21 protein-coding genes are annotated in these 25,643 nt (G+C 63.6%); 5 read left to right on the top strand and 16 right to left on the bottom strand.

Annotated features, from left to right (window positions below; genetic code table 11):
• The 9 genes from VSX77_RS01700 to VSX77_RS01660 all read right to left on the bottom strand — a co-directional run bounded on the left by VSX77_RS01700 (window position 1) and on the right by VSX77_RS01660 (window position 10,619).
• The gene (locus VSX77_RS01700; protein WP_338425948.1) at window positions 1-1,104 is read right to left on the bottom strand and encodes a hypothetical protein; all 1,104 of its coding nucleotides are present in this window, start codon (window positions 1,102-1,104) and stop codon (window positions 1-3) included.
• 406 nt (window positions 1,105-1,510) lie between these two features.
• Window positions 1,511-2,695 (bottom strand): polysaccharide biosynthesis/export family protein, encoded by a 1,185-nt coding sequence (locus VSX77_RS01695; RefSeq protein ID WP_338425947.1) that lies wholly within the window; start codon window positions 2,693-2,695, stop codon window positions 1,511-1,513.
• A gap of 26 nt (window positions 2,696-2,721) precedes the next feature.
• Entirely contained in the window at window positions 2,722-4,035 is a 1,314-nt protein-coding gene (locus VSX77_RS01690) for a glycosyltransferase family 4 protein (protein WP_338425946.1), read from the bottom strand.
• Complete coding sequence (locus VSX77_RS01685; protein ID WP_338425945.1) at window positions 4,032-5,495, bottom strand: ABC transporter ATP-binding protein; 1,464 nt, start codon at window positions 5,493-5,495, stop codon at window positions 4,032-4,034. The genes VSX77_RS01690 and VSX77_RS01685 overlap by 4 nt, the downstream gene beginning before the upstream one ends.
• Window positions 5,492-6,292, bottom strand: coding sequence for an ABC transporter permease (locus VSX77_RS01680; protein ID WP_338425944.1), 801 nt, complete (start codon window positions 6,290-6,292; stop codon window positions 5,492-5,494). The genes VSX77_RS01685 and VSX77_RS01680 overlap by 4 nt, the downstream gene beginning before the upstream one ends.
• On the bottom strand, window positions 6,292-7,389 hold the full coding sequence (locus VSX77_RS01675; protein ID WP_338425943.1) for a Wzz/FepE/Etk N-terminal domain-containing protein: 1,098 nt from the start codon (window positions 7,387-7,389) through the stop codon (window positions 6,292-6,294). The genes VSX77_RS01680 and VSX77_RS01675 overlap by 1 nt, the downstream gene beginning before the upstream one ends.
• Window positions 7,386-8,369, bottom strand: a complete 984-nt coding sequence (locus tag VSX77_RS01670; protein ID WP_338425942.1) for a glycosyltransferase family 4 protein — start codon at window positions 8,367-8,369, stop codon at window positions 7,386-7,388. Before VSX77_RS01670 ends, VSX77_RS01675 begins: the two co-directional genes overlap by 4 nt.
• 320 nt (window positions 8,370-8,689) lie before the next feature.
• Window positions 8,690-9,469: an NTP transferase domain-containing protein gene (locus VSX77_RS01665; RefSeq protein ID WP_338425941.1), complete on the bottom strand. Its 780-nt coding sequence runs from the start codon at window positions 9,467-9,469 to the stop codon at window positions 8,690-8,692.
• Window positions 9,470-9,518: 49 nt separating this feature from the next.
• Window positions 9,519-10,619 carry an inositol-3-phosphate synthase gene (locus tag VSX77_RS01660; RefSeq protein ID WP_338425940.1) on the bottom strand — a complete coding sequence of 367 codons (1,101 nt, stop codon included), beginning with the start codon at window positions 10,617-10,619 and terminating at the stop codon, window positions 9,519-9,521.
• Window positions 10,620-10,871: 252 nt separating this feature from the next.
• Between VSX77_RS01660 and VSX77_RS01655 the strand changes: the two genes are divergently transcribed.
• On the top strand, window positions 10,872-12,023 hold the full coding sequence (locus VSX77_RS01655; protein ID WP_338425939.1) for a glycosyltransferase family 4 protein: 1,152 nt from the start codon (window positions 10,872-10,874) through the stop codon (window positions 12,021-12,023).
• On the opposite strand, the gene VSX77_RS01650 is transcribed toward VSX77_RS01655, so the two are convergent.
• A complete protein-coding gene (locus VSX77_RS01650; RefSeq protein WP_422397301.1) occupies window positions 11,996-12,856 on the bottom strand; it encodes a CDP-alcohol phosphatidyltransferase family protein in 861 nt (286 codons plus the stop codon). The genes VSX77_RS01655 and VSX77_RS01650 overlap by 28 nt on opposite strands.
• A 143-nt stretch (window positions 12,857-12,999) precedes the next feature.
• On the opposite strand from VSX77_RS01650, the gene VSX77_RS01645 reads away from it, so the two are divergent.
• The gene (locus tag VSX77_RS01645; RefSeq protein WP_338425937.1) at window positions 13,000-14,109 is read left to right on the top strand and encodes a CDP-alcohol phosphatidyltransferase family protein; all 1,110 of its coding nucleotides are present in this window, start codon (window positions 13,000-13,002) and stop codon (window positions 14,107-14,109) included.
• A gap of 93 nt (window positions 14,110-14,202) precedes the next feature.
• On the opposite strand, the gene VSX77_RS01640 is transcribed toward VSX77_RS01645, so the two are convergent.
• Window positions 14,203-15,009 carry a phytanoyl-CoA dioxygenase family protein gene (locus VSX77_RS01640; protein WP_338425936.1) on the bottom strand — a complete coding sequence of 269 codons (807 nt, stop codon included), beginning with the start codon at window positions 15,007-15,009 and terminating at the stop codon, window positions 14,203-14,205.
• Window positions 15,010-15,327: 318 nt separating this feature from the next.
• Between VSX77_RS01640 and VSX77_RS01635 the strand changes: the two genes are divergently transcribed.
• The 3 genes from VSX77_RS01635 to leuD are packed head-to-tail and all read left to right on the top strand — an operon-like array spanning window position 15,328 to window position 18,505.
• The gene (locus VSX77_RS01635; RefSeq protein ID WP_338425935.1) at window positions 15,328-16,512 is read left to right on the top strand and encodes a CaiB/BaiF CoA transferase family protein; all 1,185 of its coding nucleotides are present in this window, start codon (window positions 15,328-15,330) and stop codon (window positions 16,510-16,512) included.
• Window positions 16,509-17,918 carry a 3-isopropylmalate dehydratase large subunit gene (locus tag VSX77_RS01630; protein ID WP_338425934.1) on the top strand — a complete coding sequence of 470 codons (1,410 nt, stop codon included), beginning with the start codon at window positions 16,509-16,511 and terminating at the stop codon, window positions 17,916-17,918. The genes VSX77_RS01635 and VSX77_RS01630 overlap by 4 nt, the downstream gene beginning before the upstream one ends.
• Window positions 17,915-18,505, top strand: a complete 591-nt coding sequence (leuD, locus tag VSX77_RS01625) for a 3-isopropylmalate dehydratase small subunit (protein WP_338425933.1) — start codon at window positions 17,915-17,917, stop codon at window positions 18,503-18,505. Before VSX77_RS01630 ends, leuD begins: the two co-directional genes overlap by 4 nt.
• Window positions 18,506-18,567: 62 nt before the next feature.
• Here the strand turns inward: leuD and VSX77_RS01620 are convergent, their stop codons facing one another.
• The 5 genes from VSX77_RS01620 to VSX77_RS01600 form a co-directional block, all read right to left on the bottom strand.
• Window positions 18,568-19,695 carry a DUF4437 domain-containing protein gene (locus tag VSX77_RS01620; RefSeq protein WP_338425932.1) on the bottom strand — a complete coding sequence of 376 codons (1,128 nt, stop codon included), beginning with the start codon at window positions 19,693-19,695 and terminating at the stop codon, window positions 18,568-18,570.
• A 14-nt stretch (window positions 19,696-19,709) separates the two neighbouring features.
• Window positions 19,710-20,642, bottom strand: coding sequence for a DUF4437 domain-containing protein (locus VSX77_RS01615; RefSeq protein WP_338425931.1), 933 nt, complete (start codon window positions 20,640-20,642; stop codon window positions 19,710-19,712).
• A gap of 53 nt (window positions 20,643-20,695) precedes the next feature.
• Window positions 20,696-21,805 (bottom strand): hypothetical protein, encoded by a 1,110-nt coding sequence (locus VSX77_RS01610; protein ID WP_338425930.1) that lies wholly within the window; start codon window positions 21,803-21,805, stop codon window positions 20,696-20,698.
• Entirely contained in the window at window positions 21,805-24,024 is a 2,220-nt protein-coding gene (locus VSX77_RS01605) for a TonB-dependent receptor (RefSeq protein WP_338425929.1), read from the bottom strand. The genes VSX77_RS01610 and VSX77_RS01605 overlap by 1 nt, the downstream gene beginning before the upstream one ends.
• 253 nt (window positions 24,025-24,277) lie before the next feature.
• Window positions 24,278-25,603, bottom strand: coding sequence for an MFS transporter (locus tag VSX77_RS01600; RefSeq protein WP_338425928.1), 1,326 nt, complete (start codon window positions 25,601-25,603; stop codon window positions 24,278-24,280).
• Between the last annotated feature and the right edge of the window lie 40 nt (window positions 25,604-25,643).

The following is a 25,643-nucleotide window of genomic DNA, read 5'->3' as shown; positions in this document are numbered from 1 at the left end:
TCAACCTTTGCTCGGCAATGGCGGCGAGGCGGGCGCCACAGGGCAACCCAAAGCTTCGAACGCCTGTTTTGTGTAATAGCGACCCTGCGGCAAATAATCGCCCAGTTGCAGCGGATCGCCCGAGGCGCCGAGCGACTGGATCGATAGGGTGAAACCTGGCGCCGGCAGCATGTGGCGATAAATCAGCGCGCCGGGTCCGGACGAGGGCGCGGGAAGCCATGTAATGCCGCAGGAAGCGACCGCATTCGCGGGCCGGTCGTCGGGCCGCGTCATGACGATCCGGAAATGGCCGCGGTTGTCGAGCGGCACAAACTCATCGACAGCGCAGTCAATCACCGCCGTGGTCATCCGGCTCGAGCAAAAGGACCAGTAACGCAGCTCTCCGCTTGCCATCACCGATTGCCCGGAAAAGCTTCGCGGCGCCGAAGGGGCCCGCCCATCGAATGCCAGAACCGCTCCCTGCTTCGGATCAAATGCGGTGTAGATATAGGCGTTGTCGATATTCTCGCCCAATCCATCGGGGGTGAAAATGGACCAGGTGAGCGGCGGCATGTCCGCGAACCTTCGCGCAAGGAACAGGCTGAAAAGGCGTTCCAGGCGGTCGGCTGCGGGCGTCGCCGTGCGCTGGCTGCAAGGCTGGATGATCCGGCTGCGTCCGTCGCGCTCGACGAGTTCGATCGCCGGCAGCGCGATATCCGACCATGCGACGCCTTCGTCCGGCTGATAGACGCGGAGCGTGATGCGCACGGGTTCGTCGGACGCACCCGCGCCGGTGGGGCGGGCGTAAAGAGTGTTGGCTGTCGGCTTTCTTTGCGGCTTGACGTCGTGGATCACTGACACCGTGAAGCCGCGCTGCGCCGCGTCCCTGCGCGCCCCCGCGATAAACGGGTTCGTGGATCCGGCATCGGGCTGAATATCGACATCGGTCAGATGGTCGATGGTCCGGCGCCGCGCGTCATAGGTGACGATCGACATGTAACGCGCATGGGGGAATGTGCCGCGCAAACGAAGGCCGGCTCCCGCCGGAACCATAATATCGCTCGACCAATAGGCGGCGGCGGAATCGATGAAAAGCAGGTTGAGACCGCCGCCCGTTACTGACATTTGCGAGTTCCATGCACACGTGCCGACTTCTGACGCCGGTTCGGGAACCGGGCCTTGCGCCACGGCGGCCATCGACGAAGAAAGCCACACGGCGGCAAGCGCGGCCGCGACAAACCGGGCGCTGTACAGACACGCACCGGATCCAGCCTTCGCCCGCGCGTTTCCAGGACTGTCGGGGCTTGTCCGTCGCGCCAGCGGATAGCGAGCGAACGCAGGGCACTTCGGCATTGGCGGGAGCCTTTCTGTTATCGACCCGCTGCACCTTGCGCATAATTGTAACCCGTCTTCGACGGCGACATGCCAGAACGAAACAGAGTGTAACGTTGCGGGGCTGCATTCGCGTACGATCGGCTAACGGTAGGCTGAAACAATCCAGGTCAACTCGCATGCATCCCGCCGAGCATTCTCATTTGACCGCATCGCCGATCGCGATCGTAGAGAAGGCGACACTCGAGAGCGTAGAAAGGAGGCGCTGCAAATCGGCTCCCAGCGCGGTCGATACATAGAGGAGATCGTCGTCGCGGATCGCGAAGTCCTGGGCCGCAAAAAAGCTGGCGGGATCGCGCAAATTCAGCCGGTAGATCACCGGAATCCGTCCGTCCTCCAGGCGTCGGGCATCCTGCGCGAGCGCGGGGTCGAGGGCGGCCGGATCTTCCAGACGAAAGACGAATACGCCGCCGATATCCGCCATGTCCACGCGCAGCCCGCCGATGCGGCCCAGCGCCTGCGCCAAAGTCAATCCGGCCCCCTCGAAGGGAACTTCGGCGTTCTGCGAAACCGCTCCCAGCGCAACGAAACTGTACGGCTGGAACGTGACGGTGACGATGTCATCCGGCTGAACGCGGATATTCTGCGCGGGATCGCGAATGATCGCGTCGAGCGCCATCGATGTGACCACGCCGCCACGCGAAAGCTGGATCGTCGTCTTGCTGACCGGCTGGCGCGGGCCGCCTGCCGACGCCAGAATGTCGAGCAGCCGTTCGCCCTTTGCGGTGATGGGAACGCGTCGGCTCGCCCCGACTTCGCCGACGATCGTTGCGTTGCGCGCTTCGTTTTGGACCAACCGGGCGACGGCCTGCGGCTGATGCGCGCGTCCGGCCAGCCGGGCGACGATCGCGCGCTCCACGTCTGCCGTCGTCCGGCCGGCAACCTCGATCGTGCCGGCGAATGGAATGTTGATCGTGCCCGCGTCGCCGACCATCTGCTGCGGAATGGTCACGCCTTGCGCAGGCGTCGTGGCAAGTGTGCCCGGCGGAGCGCTATTGCCGAACAGGACGGCGGGCGGCGCTTCCCATATTGTGACGTCGAGGACGTCGCCGCGGCCGATCACCGTGCCGACAGGCGGGCGGTCGCCAAAAACGCCCGCCAGACTTTGCGACCGCGCGAAACTGCTCGCGCGCTTGACCGCCTGATCGTCCAGATCGACGACGACGATCCCGCTGCCGGCATAGTCGTTGCCTCCCGCGTTGCGAACGGCAGATGTGGACGGGCCGACGTTACCGAGCGAGGAACAGGCAGCCAACGGCGCCGCAAGGAGCACCGCGCCGACCAGACACCGGAGCGTCGTCAGCGGGGATTTTTCATTCGTCATGTCAAAATATCCATCGAGATGTTCGATCAAAAGCGCTGATACAGCGCGCGCAGCCGATCGCGGTACGCCGCAGTCGAGAAGCGGGCGGCCTGCGCCAACCCCTGCCGGGTCAGCTCGGCGCGCAGGTCGGCGTCGGCATCGATGCGGCGGATGGCATTGGTCAGCGCGGCCGTGTCATACGGGTCGATCATCAGCGCCGCATCGCCGGCAATCTCGGGCAGTGAGGCGGTGTTCGAGCAGATGACCGGCGTGCCGAGCATCATCGCTTCCAGCACGGGAAGCCCGAACCCCTCGTAAAGCGATGGAAACAGGGCCGCCCGCGCACCGCGGATCAGGCTGACGAGCAGGGGGAACGGGGCGTAGGGCAATTGGATCACCCGCTTGCCCGAATTCGCCCCGCGATTACGGCCGCGCGCTTCGGTGATTCCGTTCAGCAGTCGCAGTTCGCCTTCGGATTTCCACGCCTGTGCACCGACGATGACCAGCGGACCGTCGACCTTGCTGACCAGATAGGCTTCAATCATCCGGCCGATATTTTTCTTGGGTTCGATGGAGCCCCAGAACAGATAATAGTTTTTGTAATCGACCGGGACCAGACCCTCGACTTCGCGCGCCACTTGTTCGTCGGACTTGTCTCGCAAGGCGGCGGGGATTTCGACCGACTGATAGGTGTTGGTGATCCGGTCGGGAACGATGCCGAGAATCTCGATCAAATCGCGTTTCGAACTTTCGGATACGGTGACGATGTGATCGGCGGTGCGTTCCAGCTTGCGTAGCAGTGCGAGATAATGCCGCTTGTGGTCGAGCGTCGTATAGGGCAGCCGCAAAGGCACGATGTCATGAAAGGTGTAAATGTTCGGCACCCCCTTCACCCGGATCGGCAGCGGGTAGGTCCAGTGCGCCAGATCGGGCTTTTGAGGCAGATCGACATGGCTGAGCCGCCCCCATATCTTGAAGCCCGCCTGCGACCGTCTGAACACGTCAGCCGCATTGACGATCATATTGTAGCGCGGGAGGCGCGCGTCGAACGTTCGCGAAATGACCTGGCCCGTGATCGGCACTTCGACGGCACTGTAACCCAACGGAGCGCGAAGCCCGTGGAAGGCCTGTCCTGCGATATCGAGCATCCCGCCCCGACAGGGCGACGCGCCGTCGAAGAAGGAAATCTCGCGCAGCAGCGGATCTCGGGACATTGCCGCAGGATTGCCGTAGAGCACCGAAACCGAGTGGCCGAGATTATGCACCTCATAGCTGAGGTTCCGGGCATAGGTTGCAACCCCCGTCCCCTTTTCAAGCGCGAGGTTGTAGCCGTCGATCAATATTGTCCTGTTCGCGGTCATGCGGAAACGCAAGCCCCTTTGTCGGGCGCTAGTCGCGCACGCAGCGCCTGTGTTGTGAGGGGCCACTCGGCGAGCGTTTCGCTTGCGATCAGCCGGCACAGGATTTGCTCCGGACGCTTGATCTCGTCGGCATATGCGCCGAGTTCGGCGGTGAACAAGCAGCAGATGCGCCGTATCACGTCCCGGTCGAGCGCCGCACGATCATTGGGCCGCACCGGGGCGCTGGGGGTTTCGCCGCGATGCCGCACCGCGGCGTAGGCGGCAACAAAGCGTTCGTCCGCGATCATCGCCACGACCAACGCGTCGCACGTCGCGCATGTTCGCAATAAATCGAGAACGTCTCGTTCGTCGACGTCGCCGGTCGGCCACAAAAGCTGTGCGAAAGTGTCGACGTCGGGCGCGCCGGGCGGCTGGCTGCCCGCCGGGGCCGGCCGAAGGCCGTGGATGTCGCGCGCGGGTTCGTCGTCATTCTGGCGTGCTGCGACGAAATGGATAAATTCCGCCACTTCGTCTTCGGGCACCCCGAACGCCGCGGCGGTACGATAGGAGATTTCGGCGCGCGCGAACGCGCCCTGTTCCTTTGTGACATGGCCGTGCTGAACCCAGTAGCTGCGCTGATAGGGATAGAGCGACAAGGCGGCGCCATATTCCTGCTCGGCACGGGCCCAGTCCTTGCTGTCACGCGCCCAGTCCCCCTGCTGCACATGGATGCGGAACCGTTCGTCCGCCAACGCCGCGCGCTGCGAGGATTCGATCATCAGGGCGCGATTGACATGGCTTACCACGGGTTTCGCGGCGCCCAACGTGGCGCCGATCACTTCCTTATAGGAGGTATAGGCAGCGTCGAACGCGTCATGCAGTCCCAGCCTGCCGTCGTGCAGCACTGCCCACCGGTTGCAATGATCGCGGATGTAACCGGCGTCGTGCGAGATGATGATCATCGCCCGGTCGCCGCGCTTCTCGAACAGTTCATAATTGCATCGGTCGTGGAAGCGGGCGTCGCCCACAGCACCGATCTCGTCGATCAGGAAGCAGTCGAATTCGATGATCATCGAAATCGCGAACGCCAACCGGGCCCGCATCCCCGAAGAATAGGTGCGAACAGGCTCGCGTAAATAAGGGCCAAGCTCCGCAAACTCCTCGACGAAGGCGAGGTTGCTTTCAAAGTCCTGCTCGTAAATCCGGCTGATGAATCGGATATTGTCGACGCCGGTGAGCATGGGCTGAAAGGCGCCGCCGAAGGCAAGCGGCCACGATACCGACATCCGCCGTTCGATGGTCCCGGACGTCGGGCGCTCGGCGCCGCTTACCAGCCGGATCATCGTCGATTTCCCCGCACCGTTCCGACCGAGCACGCCGAGCCGTTCGCCCTTGCGCAGATCGAAATTCACCTTGTCGAGCACCAGCTTCTCGCCAAAGCGTGTCCGGTAAAATTTGCGAAGATCGCGAACCTCGATCATTCGGGGACCACCCGTTGCGCCACGCGGCGCACCAGCAGCAGCGCGATGAAGCTGAGGACGAGCGTTACCGGTATCAGATAGCCAAGGTCGTAATGCGCCCGCGCCGCAGAGCCGAAATACCCATCACGGACCAGTTCGACGCCGTGGACCATCGGAATATAAAGGACGATTTGCTGTGCAAAAGGCGGCAGGGCGTCGACCATGAATGCCGAGCCGGACAGCGGAAAGATGAGATAGGAAGCCGGGTGCCACAACTTGTCGACCAGCTCGCTCTCGTGTGACAACGCCCCAAGAGCGATTGCCAATGCCGCGCCAAACCAGGCGATGAGCAACCATCCGCCCGCCACTTTCAAAAAATCTTCGGGCGGAGCCAGCCAGCCGATGCTGATAAATGCGATGCTCAATACGGTGAAGGAAATCGTCGCCCCGCCGAACTCCAGCAACAGGCGTGCGATGTAGATGTCGAGCACCTTGATGTTGCGGTGATACATCAGCGCCAGATTGGCCCAGAGCGCGCCGATGCAGCGGCCGGGCATGTTGCGCCATAGAAGGACGCTGGAATAGCCGGTGAGCGCGAAGGCGACGATCGGCAGATCGCTGCCATGCACGGATTTGGTCGCCGTCCACAGCGCCGCGACCCCAAGCGTAAAAAGCATCGGCTCCACAAACAGCCACAGGAAGCCGATATTGTGGCGGCCGTAGCGTGTGAGCATTTCCCGGATCAGCAGCGCGCCAAGCACACGCAGCTGAACGCTCCCGCTTTGGCGGAGCGAGGAGGGGTTCAGGATCGTCGCCATCAGTCGCGATGCTCGCGAATGCCAACGATCAGCATCGACAGCACACCCCAGGCGAGCAAACCGAGGACGAAGGTGGCGATGATATTCCACACCCTGCGTGGCCGGGTGGCGTAGTCGGGCAGGCTGGGGTCGGCGATCCGTTCGATATAGGCGCGCTTGCGCCTGCTTTCCGCCTGCGCTTCCTGAAGCGAGGCCAGGGCGGTCGTGAGCAGCTTGTTTGCGGCCTCCGCATCGAATTGCAGCTCCTGATAGCGCGCCGCCACGGTCGAGAGCGAGCGGCTGCCGCCCGCGATGTCGCGTTTCTGCCGGTCTATTTCGCGCTCCAGCGAACGGACCTGTGCGCGCAGGAACGGAAGCTGGGATGCCTTGGGGGTATAGGTTTCGAACTGAAGCAGCTGCGTGCGCGCCGCGATCAGTTCGTCCTGAACCTTGGCGATCATCTGAAGGTCGGTTTCAGCCTGAAGTTCGGGGTCGATGATGCCCTGTTCATTGCGGAACCGGGACAGGACCAATGCCGCGCTGCGGGCCGACGTTTCGGCTTGCGCGACTTCCTCCCTTGCGATGGCGATCGCGTCGGCCTGGGCGCGCTTCGACAGGCTGTTGACCAGATCTTCGGCGCGGTCGAGCAGCCGCGCGTTGATCTGCCGCGCCTCGCGCGGGGTGAAAGCGGTGACGGTGAGCTGGATGACCTTGCTGTTCGTGCCCTCCGCAACCCCCAGCTTACCCTGGAAATAGCGGTAGAGCTGTTCGCGGGTATCGCCAAAAACGCCGCCGAAGCGGTCGAGCCAGAAGATGGCAGGGCTGCCGTATGCGCGCGTGACCAGTCCGTCGCGGTCAACTTCGGCAAGCGCGCGGCGCGATTGAAGATATTCGACAACCGCATTGCTCTCGTCGCTGCCGCCCGTGCCGAGGCTACCTCCGGTCAGGACAAGGCTGAGCGGCGAAGCCTCGCCCTTGTTGGCGCCGCGCACCACGAAGCGCGCTTCGGACGTATAGACGTCGTTCGCAAGGAATCCGAAGTAGAAGAAAGCGATGATCGTCGGCACAATGACGACCCCCACGAACAGTCGGTTCACGGATTTGAGACGCTCGATCACGGGTAATTTTCCATCGCTTCAAAGGGCTGTTGAGGTTGGCCGGAACCGGCGCCCAGAGACTGTTTCTCCATCATGGCTGTCGACGCACCGTTTGACGGTCGATGCGCAAGCGCCAGCTTCGCCCCTCCGCCGGCCGGATCGCGCCTTTCGCGTAAGGCGGCGAGCCAGGTTTCGACCGCAGCGAAATGATCGTCCCAGACCGGCGCGCGATAATGATCCAGCAAACGCCGCTGCCGCTGCCGCTCGCCCCCGGGGTCGGCGAAGCCGGCGATCGCGCGGACCCACGCGGCGGGATCGGCGGGGTCGAGCAGACAGGGGATTCCTTGCCCGATTTCGTGAAAGCAGAACAGGTCGCTGGCAATGACCGGCGTTCCCATCGTCAACCCTTCGACCATGGGCAGACCAAATCCTTCGGCGAGCGTCGGCATCAGTAAAGCCTGCGCACCGGCGATCCAGTCGCCGACTTGGTCATCGTCGCAACGCGTGAGCAACGTGACATATCGACGCAAGGCGGGATTCCGCTTCAACATCGTGCGCACGGCGGACGATCCGGCCCCCCACTGCCCGATAATGACGAGCCTCGGCGCGGTGGCACCCAAATCGGCGATCAGACGAAGCCACACGTCGAGCAGAAGACGGTGATTCTTGCGTTCTTCGATGGTGCCGAGGCAAAGAAAATAGGGTTGGCTGCGGGCTTGGGGGTTGTCGCGCTTGCCGAACGCGCTGATTGCAAGCGGAGCGATGGTCAGCGGCGGAAGCGGCAAGGCTTCGGTGTGCGCAAAGGCCCGAAGGTCATGGGCCGTCGATTTCGAGTTCACCACGATCCCGCTGGCCGTTTTCAGGGCGTTCACCACCCGGCCGCGATGCCGCGCGACCGCGCGGGGACGACAATATTGCGCATGGGTGATGGGGATCAGGTCGTGAATGAAATAGACCGCCCGCAGGCGGCATTCGCGCACCCACCGGCTGTGGCCGGGCAAATCGAAATCGGTGTGGCTGACATTGAGGTAAATCGCGCCGCTGCCGTTCTTCTGCGCCTGCCCCGCGAGCCATGCCCGCACCGCAAAGGCGGCGATCTTTTGACGCGATGCTCCGCCCGTATCGGCGAGCATCGCAAACAGCTCGTCCGAGTGCCGGACGCTTAGGATACGAAACACGCCGCGGTGCTGGACCACGGCCTGCGCGCGTGGGCCGAAATGGCGGAGATATGCGTCGCACACGCGGTCGATCCCGGTCGGGGATTTGCCGGCCCAGCGCGTCGCGATCATGCGTGTCGTTTCGAATAGAAACGGCCTCTCGATCATCCGACCAGCCTTTGTTCGCACGCGGCGGCGGGGACGACATCGGCGTCGAACAGCTGGGGCAGCCGGGTCGGGACTTCGGTTTGTGCCAGCGCATAGGCCCGCGGATCATCGACATCGATCCACCAGCTTGCGCCAATATCCATCGTCGCCGCGCGCCCCTGATCGGCCAGCCGCTGCATTCCGTCGGACAGCGAGCCGGGGCGGCCGTCGGCTATCGCCTCCGCAATCGCGCGAGCAAGCGCGGGCGTGGCAACGAAGGCGCCGCAGTCGACGGCGCAATAGGACGTGATCTCCTTGCCGATAGCCACGATGCCGCCGCGATCGTCCAGATCGACCCAGGTGGCGTCGCCTGGATCGATCAGGCTTCCGTCGGTCCGCCGGTCGATCGCCAGCGTGACCCCGTCGCTCGGCGCGCCGTTTGCAAGCAGGTCAAGCAAAATGGGGTCGGCAAAAATGTGATCGGCCATCAACAACAGATAATTTCCGCCGATCTGCGACGCCCCGGCCATCACCGAATAACCGTTGGGCAGCCGCCAGTCGTCGACCCGCTGCGGCACGACCGGAATGCCCGCCCTGGCCGAAATCGCCGGCAAGGCCGCTTCGACGGCGTCGGCGTGGTATCCGGTCGTCACGACGGCGCGCCGCACACCCGCGCGCGCAGCCTGAAGGACACCGATCTCGATGAGCGTCATGCCATGGATCGGCGCGAGCGGCTTCGCATCGGCAACCGAGCGAAGCCTGCTGCCGGCGCCGGCGGCGATGATCAGCGCGTCCATGCCGACGGCGCTCCCGATGCTGAATGGCGAAAAATGGCGATCACGCCGCTTACTCGGCCGCGATCGCGTCTTCGATCAGATAGGCGTCCAGCATCCGGCTGGCGGCTTCCTCGTTCATTTGCTGCGGTGGGTGCTTGCAATAATAGGCCGACGGAACGGTCAGAACGCCGCTTTCGCCGCGATCTATGGCCGTCTTGCAGAAACGGATCGCATCCATCACGCAGGCCGCCGCATTCGGGCTGTCCTCGACCGACAGCCGCAGTTCCAGATTGAGCGGCACGCCGCCCCATTGCGCGCCTTCAAGCCGGAGGAAGCAAAGCTTGTTATCCTTTTGCCAAGGAACATATTCGGACGGGCCGATCAGGATATTCTCGTCCTCCAGCCGTTCGGCGAGCGCCGCCTGCACCGCTTCGGTCTTGGAGGTTTTTTTGCTTGTCAGCCGTTCGCGGTCGAGCATGTTCATGAAATCGGTATTGCCGCCGGTGTTGAGCTGATACGTGCGTTCGACCGTCACGCCGCGGGCGGTGAACAGGCTCGACAGGGTGCGATGTACGACGGTGGCGCCAACCTGCGCCTTGATGTCGTCGCCAATGATCGCAAGTCCGCGATCACGAAAGCGGGCTTCCCACTGCGGATTGCTCGCGATGAACACCGGCATGCAGTTCACCACGCCGACGCCCGCTTCGAGAGCGCACTCCATATAGAATTCGGTCGCCTCCTGCGAACCCACGGGCAGAAAGTTCAGCAATATATGCGCGCCCGATTCCCGCAACGCCGCCACAATATCCTCGTGCGTTGCCTCTGGGCCATCGGCAACAATAAAACCGCGCGGTCCGGCGCCCGTCATGTGCGCAGCCACGCCGTCGAGGACACAGCCGCGGATGACCTTCGCCCCCGTTCGCTTGACGTCCGCGTGGAAGACGGTGGTATTATTGGGAGCAGCAAAGATCGCGTCGGCAAGATCGAGGCCGACCTTGCGCGCGTCCACGTCGATGCCGAGCACAAAATCGACATCGCCGGCCCCGTAGCCGCCGATTTTCGGCTGAATCAGTCCGCGCGTCGAGCTGGTGCTTGCATAGAATGATGCGCCTTGCACCAGCGAGCTGGCGCAGTTGCCGATTCCTACCACCGCAACTTTGATTGCTTCCATCAATATTCTCTCTTTTTCGACAGACATCTTGGCCAGCTCACTGCTTTCATCGGCCAAAGATGATATCCCTGCCTCCGTTCGCGGTTACTGATCTCTCCGACTTAACGGAGTCGCCCGCCAACAGCCTTGGCACCGCCGCGTGAAAATTTTTACGGGCAGTAGCTTGCCGCTCCGTCTTACAAAGAGTCGCGACTTTTCAGGGCAGCGTCGCCGCCCGGACGGTGGTTTTTTCGCAGTTGGAGCGGAGTTGAAGTGAGCCAGCGAAACGATCACGACCGGGCCACCATCTGCATCGATTGCCGCTATCTCGGCCCGCGTCCCAGCGGCATCGCGGAAACCGTCCGCGCGCTCGTGGACTTTGTCCCGGATCTCGCGCCCGACCTTGATTTTCTTTTCCTGCGATCCCCCGCCCACGACCGCCGACTGAGCGACGCCGCCAACGTGCGGGAAATTGCGGTGCCTGCGGCGGCCAACGGCCCCGCGACGATGTGGTGGCTGCCGCGCGTGGTCGATTTATCGGGCGTGAACCTGTTTCACGCCACCTTCAATATCATGCCAGCGGGGCTCGGTATGCCCTGTGTCACGACGGTGCACGATCTCATGTGGCTTACCCATCCGCACTGGTGCAATGCGCGTCCCCACGGCCGGCCGCAGGCGTTGTTTCACGCCCATGGCATCAAGCGGGCGCTGCGCAGTGCCGCGGCGATCGCCACGGTCAGCGAAGCGAGCCGGGCCGAGATTGTATCTCGTTTCCCGGCGGCTGCGGGCCGTACCTTCGTCACGCTGTCAGGGGTTTCCTCCGACTTTCGCCCGGCGCGGCGCGATGCGGCGCAGCTCGGTCAACTTGGCGTCCGGACCGGCAGGCCATTCGTGCTGACGGTCGGACAATATGCCCCCTATAAGAACCACGAAGGCGCTGTGCGCGCTTTCGCCATCGCCTTTGCCGATCGACCCGACATCGACCTGATCCTCGTCCAGCGGATGGGCAGGCGCGCGCATCGTTTGCTGCGGCTCGCCGAAGCGCTCGGGATCGGACGCCGCGTGCGCTTGTTGCGTTCGGTGAGCCGGCAAGATCTCGTGCAACTCTATTCGGCGGCAGCTGCCTTGCTGCACCCTTCTTTCTGCGAAGGGTTTGGCAATCCGCTGGCAGAGGCGATGGCTTGCGGGTGCCCCGTCGTCACCAGCAACCTTTCTGCGATGCCCGAAGTGACCGGCGGCGCTGCGCTGTTGGCGCCCCCCGACGATCCGCATGCAATCGCTGCTTCCTTGCGCAAGGCCGTCACGGACCCGAAGCAGGCAGAAACGATGCGCGGGGCGGGGCTGGCGCGCGCGGCCCAGCTGAGCTGGCGCACGTTCGCGGCCGATACGCTTGCGATCTATCGCCGTGTGCTGGCTGCCGCATGATGCAATTCGGCGATCAGGCGCGAAGTCGATCGGTTGGCGACGCGGATCGAGCGCAGAAGCGCGAGGTTCAGGACCGTCGCTTCATACAGAAAGAAATAGAGCGGCGATCCTGCCAGCATCGAAAGGCCGAGCGCGATGGTGCGGTAGTTGGCACCGAGCGGCGCGAGCGCGGCCAGCATGGGTTTCGAAATTCGCCCGACAATTTCTTGGGTTCGCACCAGTTGCTGGGGATTTCCGCTCGCTTCGGCGACCGCCTTGTCGGCGGTGGCGGCATGGGGTGCAATTTTCTGCGCCAGCAGCAGATAAGCGGCGCCAAACCTCATGCCCGCCGCCGTGCCGACGCCTTCGCCCTGGATGGATCGGAGCCAGGGCGTTCCATAGCGCCACCATTGATATTGCCGACGCTGAACTTCGTAATGGTTGGCCTGCACGATCCGGCTCATCCCGGCACCGACCACGGGCAGCCAGGCGATCGGTCCGATGTCGTCCTGAAGAAGCCAGCCGAGGATCAGGTAAAGAATGATGTGGCTGGCATAATCGCAGATTCCGTCGACCAACTCGCCTCGGGGGCTGGCGCGATCGGTCAGCCGCGCGAGATCGCCATCGGCGCCGTCGATCACATGCCAGGCCAGATGAAGAGCCAGGCCTGCCAGAGCCAAGCCGGGCTGCGCATAGGCGAGCCCCGCGGCGACGACGATCATCCCGCCCGCAACCGACACCATATTCGGCGTGACTGGCGTGCGCGCGAGCAGCAGTGCCAGACGCCGCGCCAGCGGATGAAAGACATGGAAATTCAGGGCATCCTGCAATTCGCGCGGACGTCCGGCTTTCACGTTCAAAGCCGACGCGGTCGGCGGGCGACGGTTCGATCGGGTATCCAATATCATCCTTCGGCCTGCTCGCTGCATTGCAGCCCCTCTTCGCCTTCCGCCGTACAGCGGCGGGAGGCTCGCACCAATGACGAGATCAAACCAGTATGACATTGATCGCACTTCATTTCGCGCACGAGGCCACGGCAAATTGCCTGGTCGCAGGCATTCCTGCGGCGGCGCGCGCCGTCCATCAGGTTGCACTGGCGGCACAGGAAGGGGCGGCGATCGATTGCTGTGTCGTTGCGGTCGCCGGGGGATGGGTGCCGAGCCCGTGGTGCCGGGCGGAACTCGCGCGGCTCGCACCGTCGTTGAGAGTCGAATGGACCGACAGCGATGCCTTGAGTGCCGCCGCCGACGTGCGGCATTTTCGCGGAGAAGATTTACTTCCCGCGCGCACGATCCTGGATCTGTCTCGCGCGACCACGGGCGCGCGGACGGTTTTCCCTGCTCAGAAAATGATGCTCGATGATATGCTGCGCGAACTGCGGGACAAGGGCGACGCGATCATCGCCGCCACCGCCAAGCCCGGCGACGGGATCGTCTCGCGCTATATCAACCGCCCGGTTTCGCGCCTGATCAGTCGCGCATGGCTCCGGGCATCGGGGGTGAAGCCTATCCATGCGACCATCGTGGCCGCGATGCTCGGCCTGGTAATGGCTTTATGCTTGTTTGCGGGTGGCGAGATCGGACTGGTGATCGGAGCGGTGCTGTTCCAGCTCGCATCGATCGTGGACGGTGTCGACGGCGAGATCGCACGCGCCACCTATCGCTCTTCGCCTCGCGGCGCGATGCTCGACAGCATGACCGACGCGGCAACGAACCTGTCGTTCTTCGCCGGCCTCTGCTTCAATCTCTGGCAGCAGGGACAAGTGTACGGAGCAGCGGCCGGAGCCGCAGGCTTGGTGCTTCTGGCCGTCGGCCTGTTCCTGATCGGCCGACGAGCGCATGTTTCGGGGCGCGCGTTTACGTTCGACGCGGTCAAGGAGCGCTTCGGCGCCAATCCCTCAAGGTTGAAGCAGTGGCTCACATGGCTGACCATGCGCGATTTCTACGCTGCGGCTGCGGCCATCTGTGTCGTGGCCGGCTTCGCGTCGCAAATGCTGATGCTGTTTGCCGTCGTCGCTGTCGGGTGGTTCATCACATCGATGGCAGTGCTTGGCCGGGCTGGCTATGGACATGAAGCGGCGGCTGCTGGCGTCGTAGATCCGTCCTGACGCTCCCGCCGCCTTGTGCCAGCAGCGGGCATTGCCTCAGACCGTCGCCCCCGCGAAGGCGGAGGCCGCAATCGGCCTTTCGTGCTTCGTTGGCTATTGCTTTTCGTCAGGCGAGATCGCGTTCAGGATTGCCTGCTCAACGGGTGAATAGTCTCCGTCCGGCCGCTCGAGTGAGATGGGTTCACGCGGCATCAGGGGAGGCTGAGCCATGAAGCGTGGCGCCGTTCCCTCATGCCGTTGGGCGGCGTGCACCAGAAACGGATGGCAGAGATACACTGTGCCAGCCCTTCCCACTGCCAATGCTTCCGTCCTGTGCGCTGTTCCCCCGAAGTCTTCGGCGACCAGCTCACGCAACGTCAGGCCCTCCTCTCCTGCGGGAGCGAGTAGCCGCGCCACATCCATGTGCGAACCGACACGAATGCGGGTGGGCGCGTCATCAGCGCCAACATCGGAGAACAGAAAGAGCATCAACAGCGCTCGTCCCTTGCTGCGCACATTGGCACGCCACTCCATGAAGTCCGGATGCTCATATCCGAAGCTTACATCGATGTGCCATCCATCGTCACCGGGGGCATCGGGGGACGGGAAGCGGACGGGAAAAGTGCCCAGGCCGTCGCGAGGGACCCAGCGGCCAGGGCCGACGAGCTGATCGAAAGCCTCCCGCAGTTTCGGTGTGTTGGCTGCCTCCCGAAACGGGGTCTGGCTAAACTGGTCCAGACGCACCACTGGCCGGGTCCATGTCGAACGATCATCCGGGTCGCATCCAGTGGCCTTCCACAGGATTGCACGCGCTTGCTCCGCGGTCTCAGTGCTAAATGCCTCGTCGATACGGACAAAGCCGTCGCGTATGAAAAGCGCGATGTCATCGGCGCTGAGCGCAGGTTCGGGGCGGGATTGCATCGGAAATCTCCAAAAAGGCGTATGTCATCGGGTGGCAGCGGCGCCGGGCGAGTGGAAACCGGCCGTCTGCCTCAGCGGGAAGATGGACGCGATTGAGCGTTCCGAATCTCATCCGCACGCATAATGCCAGCCGCCATAAATTCAATAATAAACAGTGCCTTGTGCACGCTGCCACATGGATTTTATTGAAACCTGATGTGACATTTTGACGACGCGATCACGCTCCGGCTTTCCCGTCCGCGCAAAACTTCTTGGCATTTTTGTTATATATCTATATCAAATAACCATATTTCAGGAAGATGCGGGATTCGGGGATATATGGATGAACAGGCACTGCCACTTGCCGGCATCAGGATCGTTGAATTCTCGCACATGGTGATGGGGCCGGCGGTCGGTGTTGTACTGGCCGATCTGGGCGCAGACGTTATCAAGGTCGAACCGATCGGCGGCGATCAGACGCGGCGCCTGCTGGGATCGGGCGCGGGCTATTTCCCGATGTTCAACCGCAACAAGCGCAGCATCTGCCTGGACCTGAAAAGCGCCAAGGGGCTCGACGCCGCGCGCCGCCTGGCCGGGAATGCGGACATTGTGATCGAAAATTTCCGCCCCGGCACACTCGACCGGCTCGGTCTGGGTTATCAGGCGCTGCGCGCGGTCAACGAACGGCTGATCTACTGTTCGGCGAAGGGCTTTCTTCCCGGCCCCTATGAACATCGCACCGCGCTCGACGAGGTTACGCAGATGATGGGTGGCCTCGCTTACATGACCGGGCCGCCGGGCCGGCCGCTGCGCGCCGGATCGTCGGTCATCGACATCACTGGCGGAATGTTCGGGGTGATCGGCATCCTCGCCGCGCTCGAGCGCCGCCACCGCACGGGGCAGGGGGGCGAGGTCAAATGCTCGCTCTACGAAACCACGGCTTTCCTCGTCGGCCAGCATATGGCGCAAAAGGCGGTGACCGGAAAGGCGGCGGCACCGATGCCGGTGCGGATTTCGGCGTGGGCGATTTACGACGTGTTCGAAACCGCCAACCCCGACGAACAGCTTTTCGTCGGCGTGGTCAGCGACAGCCAGTGGCAGGCCTTTTGCCGCGCATTCGGGTTCGATGCGCTCGCGGCCGACCCCGCCTATGCGACCAACAACCAGCGCGTAATGGCACGCGACACGCTGCTGCCGCTGGTCCGCGCGCGGTTCAAATCGATGTCGCGGTCGGATCTGGTGGCAAAGCTTGAAACAATCGGCTTGCCGTTCGCCGCGATCGTGCGGCCCGAAGACCTGTTCAACGATCCGCATCTGGTCGCCGGCAACGGCCTGGTCGATGTCACCATTCCGGGAGGCGAAGCGACGCGCCTTCCGGCGCTACCGATCGCATTCGACGACCAGCGCCCGGCGCTCCGTCACGACATCCCGTCGGTCGATCAGGATGGGGCCGACATTTTGCGCGAAATCGGCTTTGATGAAGCCGACATCGCCGAACTGACAAGCGCCGCGGTTGCCGGATGACACCGCGAACCGCTTTCGAAAAAATCTGGGCCGATCATCTCGTGGCGGATCTCGGCGACGGCACCGGGCTGCTGCTGATCGACCGCATTCTGCTGCACGAACGCACCGGCGGCGTCGCCTTGAACGGCCTCGCCGACGCAGGCCGCACCGTGACGGCGCCGGGGCAGGTCTTCGCGACGATGGATCATGTCGTCGACACGCGGCCCGGCCGCAACGACGCCACGCTGATGCCCACGGGAACCCGGTTCATTGCGGCAACCCGCGCCGCCGCCCGCGCCGCCGGGCTGACGCTGTTCGATCTGGACGACCCGCGTCAGGGGATCGTCCATGTCATCTCGCCCGAACTGGCAATCGTTCTGCCCGGCCTCACCTTGGTCTGTCCCGACAGCCACACCTGCAGTCAGGGCGCGCTCGGCGCGCTTGCGTGGGGGATCGGCTCGACCGAAGCCGAACATGCGCTGGCGACCAATACGCTGCGCGTCGGCAAGCCCCGGACGATGCGGGTCACTGTCACCGGCCGGCTGGGCAGGGGGGTCACGGCCAAGGATCTGGCGCTGCACCTGCTGGATCGGTTCGGTTCGTCGGGCGCGAAAGGCCACATCGTCGAATATGCCGGCGAAGCGGTCCGCGCGCTCGATGTCGAGGCGCGGCTGACCCTGTGCAACATGGCAACCGAATTCTCGGCATTCAGCGCCTTCATCGCCCCCGACGAGGTGGCGTTCGACTATCTGAAGGGCCGCGCCTACGCGCCGGACGGCGCGGAATGGGATCGCGCCGTCGAGAACTGGCGCGACCTCGTTACCGACCCGGGCGCGGTGTTCGACGCGGAACTGACGGTCGAGGCCGCCGATGTTGCGCCGATGGTGAGCTGGGGCACGAGCCCGCAACAAGCGGTACCGCTGGGCCGCCCGGTGCCGCATCACGACGCGGTCGCGGCCCGCGACACGCGCGAGGCTTATGACCGCGCACTGGACTATATGGGGCTGTCGGCTGGCCAGCCGATCGAGGGGCTGGCGATCGACGCAGCGTTTATCGGATCGTGCACCAACAGCCGCCTGTCCGACCTGCGCCGTGCCGCGGCGATCTTGAAGGGCCGCCGTGTCGCCGATGGCGTGAAGGCGATCTGCGTTCCGGGATCGACGATGGTCAAGACCGCCGCGGAGGCCGAGGGGCTCGACCGCATATTCCGCGATGCGGGGTTCGAATGGCGCGAGTCCGGCTGTTCGATGTGTTTCTTCGCGGGCGGCGAAAGCTTTGGCGCGCAGGAACGCGTCATCAGTTCGACCAACCGCAATTTCGAAAGCCGCCAGGGCCCCGGTACGCGCACCCATCTTGCCTCGCCCGAAACCGTCGCGGCGTCGGCAGTTGCAGGCCGTATCGCCGATCCGCGCAGGATCGGCGCATGACTCCGTTCACCACCCTTACCGCAATTGCCGCGCCGCTGATCCGCGACAATATCGATACTGACGCGATTATCCCCTCACGCGAGATGAAATCGGTGGGCAAGACCGGGCTTGCCGACGGGCTGTTTGCCGGATGGCGCTATATCGGGATCAGCTCGCGCGAACCCGACCCGTCGTTCGTTCTCAACGATCCCCGCTATGCCGGGGCGCAGATATTGCTCGCCGGAGCCAATTTCGGTTGCGGCTCCAGCCGCGAACATGCCGCCTGGGCACTCGCCGAATATGGTTTCCGGGCGATCGTCGCGGCGTCCTTCAATCCGATCTTTCGCGGCAACTGCGTGCGCAACGGCATCGTCCCGGTCGAAATCGACGCGACGCAGATCGACGCCGACGGGCCGATCACGATCGACCTGCCGCACCAGACGCTGACGAGCGCCTCGGGACAGCATATCGCCTTTGCGATCGACGCGGAGGCCAAGGCGATGCTGATCGGCGGGTTGGATGCGATCGACATGACCCTCGCGCGTGCTGCCGAGATTGCGCGCTTTCGTGACGCCGACCGCGCCCGGCGTCCCTGGGCCTATCTTTAGAAGAAGGCGGGCCGCCGAAGCGGCCCGCAGTGTCGCGCCAGGAGTGATGGGCTCTTGCGAGCCTATTCGTGCGGCTCGTATCGTGGCACGTCATAATCATATTTGCGCCACTCGCCGTTGATATATTCGATGCCCGTCTTGTAGCTGCAATCGGTGACATAGGTCGCCCACAGCCGCGTTCCGGTACGCACCAGCGTCCAGCCCCAATTGGCCGTGCCATTGCCGTTTTTCAGGTTGCCATCGCCATCGCGCTCGCCCGGAGGCGCCTGCGCGACGGTACCGTGCCCAACCCCGGCCGCGCGCCAGAAATAGCCGCGCGTCCCGCGCTTGTAGCTGGAAACGCCTTGCTCGACGCATTCTCCGCCATAGACGGCGCGAGTGGGGCCGCGTTCGTCGCTCGTGGCGACGCGGGTACCTTCGGGAATATAATATTCCTCAAAGCTCGGATGGACCTCGGCGCCGCCGCCGAAATTGCCGGGCTTCGAACTCGGCGGAGCCGGAATGCTGGACACAAAGGTCATCCAGGTCATCTCGCCGGTGTCCGGATCCTTGCGCATCAGATTGTGCAGATAGCCGGGGAAGTTGCCGCCGGTGCGATAGGCCGGGAACGGCTCGTCGATATACCAGGCCTCTTTGTATCGGTTCCAGTCGCGGACCCGCGCGTGGGTGCGCGCGCCGCGCTTGCCTTTCGACGCAGCAACGAATTTCGGCGGTCCCTTGAACCATTGCAGCAGCACCGCACCCTGCCGCGACGTCACCTGACCGCGAAACATGCCTGCGGGGATATAGCTGTAGGAATATTTGCTCAGCTTTTCGTCGCCGATGGTCATATCGCCATCGAGCACGACGATCTCGTTATCGACCTCGTCATATCCGGGGGGAAGGCGCCAGCCCGCGGGGACATAGGTGATCTGCGCCACCGCATCCATGCTGGGCGATTGGCTCAGCAATCGGCGATACAGGCCCGGCGCGAAACCCGGCGCGACAAAAGGTTCCCAGCCCACAAACTCGATATTGGGGATGTTGTGCATCAGGCCTGGACGGCCTTCGACCTCATAACCTTTGTCGGGCACCGGAAAGGGCGGCGCCTGACTGACTGTGGGCGGGCCGTAGGATTGGGCGAGCACAGGGGCGGCGAGGGCGGTGAGGCCGGCCGACACGGCCAGGATCAGGCAGGATTGGCGTGACATGTTCATCCTCCCTCTCACTTGGCCTGCGCCGAAGGCTCGGCGCAGGAATCGCTATAGCTTTTCCACGATCCAGGCCCCCTGCGGTAAAGCCACACCGAATAGCTGTCGGAATATTGGCTGAGCCCGCCGTGGGCGATGCCCGCGGGGCGAAAGAAATAGCCGTCCGGGGCGTAGGTTCCGGCCACCTGTCCCTGAGGGAGGCATTCGGCGATCGTCATGTCGCCGGCCAGCATATAGCCTTCTTCCCAGCCCTTGCTGGTGGCCCACAGCGGCAGGTCGCCTTCGCCGCTCATCACCGGGTAACCACCGGGTGCGGTCGCGATCCAGGTCACCTCGCCGGTCGCCGGATCGGACCGGAGCATTTTTACATGCACCGGCGAGTTCGTCATGATCGGTTCGTCGCGGAACTTGGGCAGCACGCTCGGCGTCGTGGTGGGGACGTCGTGATAGCCAATCCCGTCGATCGCGCCGGACTTGGTACCGGGGCGCGACGTCGCGCTCGCGGTATAATCGGGCGCTCCGCTCCAGAAGAACAGGACGGTCGCGCCTTCTTTGGTGCCAAAGCTGTGCGCGGTGCCGGCGGGGTAATAGGCATAGGCATAACGGCCCATCGGCTTGTCGCCGATGCTGATCCCGCCGTCGACCACGAACATCTCCAGATCGGCGCTATGATAGCCGGAGGGTTGCGTCCAACCGGCGGGCAGGGTGACGAGGAGCGTCCGCGCGCCGGTCTTATCGTCGAAGCTCAGCTGCTTGAATTCGACCGGCGGCAGGCCCGTGAAGATCAGCGGGCGCAGGTGCAGGTTGCGCGGCGCGACGAAGCCGACAAATTCACTCGAGCGATCGCGCGACTGGGGGATGCGGATGTCCTGAGCCAGTGCGCCGGTCCCCAGCAGCAACGCGCCGCACAGTAACAGCCCTCTTCGCAGTCTTTTGCTTGTCGGCATTGTCAGCTCCCCTTGTTTCGATGTCATCGGATGATCAGTATCTTGGCCCTGCGCTACGGCTTCACCCGGTATCGCGGCACGTTGTAATCATATTTTTCCCAGCCCTTTCGGGTGTATTCGAGCCCCGTTTTGTAGCTGCAGTCGGTGACATAGGTGGCCCACAGCGACGTTCCCGTCCGTACGAGCGATACCGAATAGCCAGGCGTGACTGGCGACGTACCGTGCGAGCCTCCATGCGCGACGCCGCCGGGGCGCCACCAATAGGTTCCGTTGCCATAGGTGACCGGCGTCTCGCCCTGTTCGAGGCACTCGCCGATCACGGTGTCATGGGTTTTTTCGAGGAAATAATATTCCTCAAAGCTCGGATGCACTTCATAGCCGCCGCCGAAATTGCCCGGCCTGCCGCTCGCGGCCGCGGGGACGCTCGCGCCAAAGCTCATCCAGGTCATCTCGCCCGAATCCGGGTCCTGACGCATCAGCTTGTGGAGCGCGCCGGGAAAGTTGCCGCCGGTGCGATAGGCCGGGAACGGCTCGTCGATATACCAGGGGGCCGCGAAGTGCCGCCAGTCGCGAACGCGGGCGTGTTCGCGGGCGCCCTTCTTGCTCTTGGTCGCGGCAACGAATTTGGGCGCTCCCTTGAACCATTGCAGCAGCACCGCGCCCTGCCGCGACCGCACCGGTCCGCGCACCACGCCCGCGGGAACATAGCTGTAGGAATATTTGCCCAGCTTCTCGTCGCCGATCGCCAGATCGCCGTCGAGCACGAGGATTTCGTTGTCGACCTCGTCATATCCCCTCGGCTGGGTCCACCCCGCGGGGACATAGGTGATCTGCGCGACGGCGCCCATGCTGGGCGACTCGCTCAGGTGGCGGCGCAGCAACCCTTTCGGAAAGCCCGGCGCGGCAAAGGGCTGCCATGCCAGCTTGGTGGTATCGTAATGGAGGACGAATCCCGAGCCGGGCGGGCCGGGGCGACCCTCAACCGCATAGCCGTCGTCGGGCACTGGAAAGGGCGGCCTCTGATCGGTGGACGGCGGTCCCTCGGTCTGCGCCGCTGCGGGCACCAACGCCATCGCGGCGCAGCAGGCCGGCAGGATCGTCCACAATGCGGCACCACGCGATGCCGCGCCGCCGGTCGCTCCCGCTCGGCCCGCCGCCCGCATCAGAAGGAATATCCGACGCGGAACATGACTTGCCGCGGTTCGCCGGGATAACCGGTCACCGCCGGCTGCACCGGGTTGGCGCTCAGCAGTCCGGCGACCAGATAGCGCTTGTTGGCAAGGTTGCGTCCCTCGACCGACAAGCTCCAGTGATCATCGTCGCTGCGCCATCCGACCGAGGCGTTGAAAAGGTCCAGCGGCGCGGTTTGAACCAAGTCGGTCTGGTTGGAGATCGTGTTATATACTTTGGACGTGTGATCCCAGTTGGCGCCGATCGACAGCGAGCCCCAACCATCGGCCAGCGTCGGCGAGTATCGGAAACCAAGGCTGATCTTCGCCTTCGGCAAACCCTTGATTTCGTTCCCCGTACAATCCACCCAGACGCCGAACTGGTTCGCACAGCTGAAGCTCTTGGTATATTTGCCGTCGTTGAACGCCATGTTGCCATAGAGTTCAAGATCGTCGGTCACCCGCAAGTTGGGTTCGAGCTCAAGGCCCCAGACGCGTGCTGCACCGGCGTTGAGCGTCACGATGAAAGCGGCGCCGGGAATGATCGTGCTCAACTGCAGATCGCTGTAATCCGCCACATAGCCCGTTGCATTCAGCCTGAACCCGATGCTGGGGAAGTTCATCTTGGCACCCAGTTCGTAACTGTCGACAAACTCGGCACCATAGGGGGTCGGGACCAGCTGGGCAGTGATCGGATCGCGCGAGTTGAAGCCCCCGCTGCGCGTACCCTTCGTCCAGGAGGCGTAGGTGAAGAGATTGTCGTTGATCTCCCAGTTCACGCCCAGCTTGGGCGTGACCGAGGAAAAGGTGGAGCGCCCCTTCTGCTCGCCTGCCGCCGACCCGATCGTCAGCGCATAATAGTTGGTCGTCTCGCGCGTGTAGCGCAGGCCGCCCAACACGCTGACGCCGCCGCCGATCGTATAGGTCGCCTGAGCGAAGACCGCAGGCGCCTCGACCTTGTTCGCCGCATCGTCAGTCTGCGCGGTGCCCGCCGCACCCTGTTGCGTGCCCTTCTCGGTAAAATAGTAGACGCCGGCAACAGCCTTCAGCCTGTCGCCCGTGTAGATAAGGTTGACCTCCTGCGTGAACCATTCGCTGTCGAACTGCACGCGGCTCGGGTTGGCGACGACCAGTCGTCCGCCGTTGGCAGCGATGCGGGCAGGGGACAGGAAGGTGTCGTTCCCCAGGCTTTCCTGATTCAGTCGGCCGTAGCCGGTGATCGAGCCGATCTCGAGATCGTCGGTGATGGCATAGGTCGCGTTGAGACTGGCACCGCGCTGATAGATGCGCTGATAGAGGTTGGCGAATACTTCGTTGACCGTCAGATCGCGGTCGGGAGTGGCATAGGGGTCGGTCACGCCGATCGGCGCGATCAGCGGAATCGGAATGTTTGCATCCGACCGATCCTGCATCGCATAGCCGGAAAGTTCGAACGTCAGCTCGGGGGTCGGTTCGAACAGCAACTTCAAACGCTGAGCCGAACGGTCGAGATCGCCGATCCGATCATCATATTCGATGCCATAGACGAATCCGTCGCGCTTGCGCAAAAGTCCGCTGGCGGAGAATGACAGTACGTCTTCGATGATCGGCCCGCTGATATAGCCCTTGGCTTCGATCGCCTTGTAGTTGCCAACCGCAATCTGCGCGGCGCCGGTCCAGTCATAGGATGGCCGCTTGGTCACCAGCTTGATCGCGCCGCCCGACGTGTTGCGCCCATAGAGCGTTCCTTGCGGACCGCGCAAGAATTCAACTCGCTCGACATCGAAGAAATCGAAGAAGGAGCCGTTGGGCCGGGGCTGAATGACGTTGTCGATATACACGCCGACCGTGCCGTTCGCGCGAATACCACCCGTTTCGGTCCCGGCGCCGCGCACGACGATCTTCATCTGCGACGACCCCGCCGTTGCCTGCGACAGCGTGATGCCCGGAACCTGATTGGCGATATCGCGAACGTCGCGAACCTGCCGCTCTTCGAGCACGCCCTCGCCCAGCGCCGTCACCGAGATGGGCGTGGTCCGCACGGTACCGCCATAACGCTCGGCGGTGACGACGATTTCCCCCTCGTCGGCATTCTGCGTATCGTCCGCGGTCGTCGGTTCGGTGGCCTCGCTGTCCGGGGCCTCCTGAGCCCAGGCGGGACCGGCCATTGCAGCGGAAGCCAGAAGCGCGGCGAGCAGGAATGCTCGCGTTGTAGGCTGGGACGGATGCGTCATGATTAAACCCCCTGATTATCCATGTGACCCAATCGGCCAATTGTTCCTGGCTCTGCGCGCGGAGCATCGTTCCTGGTTCAAGGTCCGGTTCCGACTCGTGGGAGATGCCCGGCCTCATTTGTTATGCATTCATATCAAATCACGAGTCGGCCCGCTCGGCAAGTAATTTGTTATAGATTTATGATGATTGAGTGATTGAACCTGTCATTTCCGGGACTTGAGCGGCAAGATTCGAATGCGGCGAAGGGCGGGTTCAGGCCAGATCAGCACGCCGATTGACAAGCGCGGCGAGCACGCCCGACAGCGCGAGCGGGATGGCGAAGCACAGGAAGACGATCCATAGCGGCAGCTGCTGTCCAAGCAGGAAACCGCCGAGCAGCGGCCCGATAACCGATCCGCCGCGACCGATACCGATCGCCCAGCCGATCCCCGAACTGCGAATTTCGGTGGGATAGATCTGCGCCGCCAGCGAATAGAAACCGCTGAAACCGCCCTGCACCGCGAGGCCCATGCCGACCGCGACACCCAGCACCGCGACCAGCGGCATCGGCTGGCTGAACACCACCAGCAACACCGCACCGACCATCATATAGCTTCGGATCAGCCAGCCGATGTCGCGTTTGGTTGCCAGCCAGCCGATGCTGGTCGTCCCGATAATCCCGCCGACATTGAAGATCGATCCAGCCCACAGCGAATTGGCTGCGCTGAGCCCGGCCTCCGACGCCAGGCGCGGGATCCAGCTCGTTACGAAATAGAGCACCAGATAGCCCAGAAAGATCGACAGCCACAGGGTGAGCGTCGATTTCCACCGTTCGCCCGCGAACAGATGCCCCAGCTTGGGAACCGCGCTGCGGCTGCGCGGCGGCGGCAGGCTGTCGAGCTGCGGCAAGCGGAGGCGGAGGCGCAGGGCATTGATCTTCGCCAGCGCGCCGGCGGGCTGTCGGTTCTGAAGAAAGTCCAGCGATTCAGGCAGAAAGATGAAAGCGAAGGGCAGCACCACCGCGCTGACCACCGCGGTGCCCAGTAACGTCGCTTGCCAACCGAATTGGGGGATAGACCAGATCGATACGAGGCCGGTCAGCACCGCGCCGATCGGATAGCCTGCCTGGAAAAAGCCGATCGCAACGCTGCGCTTGCCCGGCGGCGCATATTCACTCGCCAAAGCAGCAACGCTGGCGAGCAAAGTGCCGATCCCGAGCCCGGTCAGAAAGCGGAACCCGATAAAGGCAGGGACCGTCTGCACCAGACCCGTGCCGAACGCGCCGACCGTGATGACAATCAGCGCGCCGAGCACGACGGGGCGCCGCCCGATTCCGTCGGCGAGTGGGGCGATCAGGATCGAGCCCAACATCATGCCGACCAGTCCGGCGCTGAAGATCACCCCCAGCACCTCGAAACTGACCCCCCAGTCCTCCGCCATGGCGGGCGCGATGTAGGAGATTATGAGCACGTCCATGCCGTCAAGCATGTTGATCACGGTGCAGATTGCGACCACCATGATCTGGATGGGAGCCCAACCGGCAGCGCCGACCGGTGCTGCTTGAAGGTCGCCTGTCGTGCCGGTTGCCGCCATTCCCATGTCCCCTGCTGCTGCCGCATGGGATATTACGCAGCGATGG

It is taken from the genome of Sphingopyxis sp. TUF1, from assembly GCF_036687315.1.
GTDB lineage: Bacteria > Pseudomonadota > Alphaproteobacteria > Sphingomonadales > Sphingomonadaceae > Sphingopyxis > Sphingopyxis kveilinensis.
The sequence above is the reverse complement of the archived record's forward strand: the minus strand, read 5'-3'. Positions and strand labels throughout refer to the sequence as shown.

What these genes read in the sequence shown, in the direction of transcription:
- VSX77_RS01700 (WP_338425948.1), bottom strand. Translation starts at nt 1,104, where the DNA reads ATGTCAGTAACGGGCGGCGGTCTCAACCTGCTTTTCATCGATTCCGCC.
- VSX77_RS01695 (WP_338425947.1), bottom strand. Translation starts at nt 2,695, where the DNA reads ATGACGAATGAAAAATCCCCGCTGACGACGCTCCGGTGTCTGGTCGGC.
- VSX77_RS01690 (WP_338425946.1), bottom strand. Translation starts at nt 4,035, where the DNA reads ATGACCGCGAACAGGACAATATTGATCGACGGCTACAACCTCGCGCTT.
- VSX77_RS01685 (WP_338425945.1), bottom strand. Translation starts at nt 5,495, where the DNA reads ATGATCGAGGTTCGCGATCTTCGCAAATTTTACCGGACACGCTTTGGC.
- VSX77_RS01680 (WP_338425944.1), bottom strand. Translation starts at nt 6,292, where the DNA reads ATGGCGACGATCCTGAACCCCTCCTCGCTCCGCCAAAGCGGGAGCGTT.
- VSX77_RS01665 (WP_338425941.1), bottom strand. Translation starts at nt 9,469, where the DNA reads ATGGACGCGCTGATCATCGCCGCCGGCGCCGGCAGCAGGCTTCGCTCG.
- VSX77_RS01660 (WP_338425940.1), bottom strand. Translation starts at nt 10,619, where the DNA reads ATGGAAGCAATCAAAGTTGCGGTGGTAGGAATCGGCAACTGCGCCAGC.
- VSX77_RS01645 (WP_338425937.1), top strand. Translation starts at nt 13,000, where the DNA reads ATGACATTGATCGCACTTCATTTCGCGCACGAGGCCACGGCAAATTGC.
- VSX77_RS01640 (WP_338425936.1), bottom strand. Translation starts at nt 15,009, where the DNA reads ATGCAATCCCGCCCCGAACCTGCGCTCAGCGCCGATGACATCGCGCTT.
- VSX77_RS01635 (WP_338425935.1), top strand. Translation starts at nt 15,328, where the DNA reads ATGGATGAACAGGCACTGCCACTTGCCGGCATCAGGATCGTTGAATTC.
- VSX77_RS01630 (WP_338425934.1), top strand. Translation starts at nt 16,509, where the DNA reads ATGACACCGCGAACCGCTTTCGAAAAAATCTGGGCCGATCATCTCGTG.
- leuD (WP_338425933.1), top strand. Translation starts at nt 17,915, where the DNA reads ATGACTCCGTTCACCACCCTTACCGCAATTGCCGCGCCGCTGATCCGC.
- VSX77_RS01620 (WP_338425932.1), bottom strand. Translation starts at nt 19,695, where the DNA reads ATGTCACGCCAATCCTGCCTGATCCTGGCCGTGTCGGCCGGCCTCACC.
- VSX77_RS01615 (WP_338425931.1), bottom strand. Translation starts at nt 20,642, where the DNA reads ATGCCGACAAGCAAAAGACTGCGAAGAGGGCTGTTACTGTGCGGCGCG.
- VSX77_RS01610 (WP_338425930.1), bottom strand. Translation starts at nt 21,805, where the DNA reads ATGCGGGCGGCGGGCCGAGCGGGAGCGACCGGCGGCGCGGCATCGCGT.
- VSX77_RS01605 (WP_338425929.1), bottom strand. Translation starts at nt 24,024, where the DNA reads ATGACGCATCCGTCCCAGCCTACAACGCGAGCATTCCTGCTCGCCGCG.
- VSX77_RS01600 (WP_338425928.1), bottom strand. Translation starts at nt 25,603, where the DNA reads ATGGGAATGGCGGCAACCGGCACGACAGGCGACCTTCAAGCAGCACCG.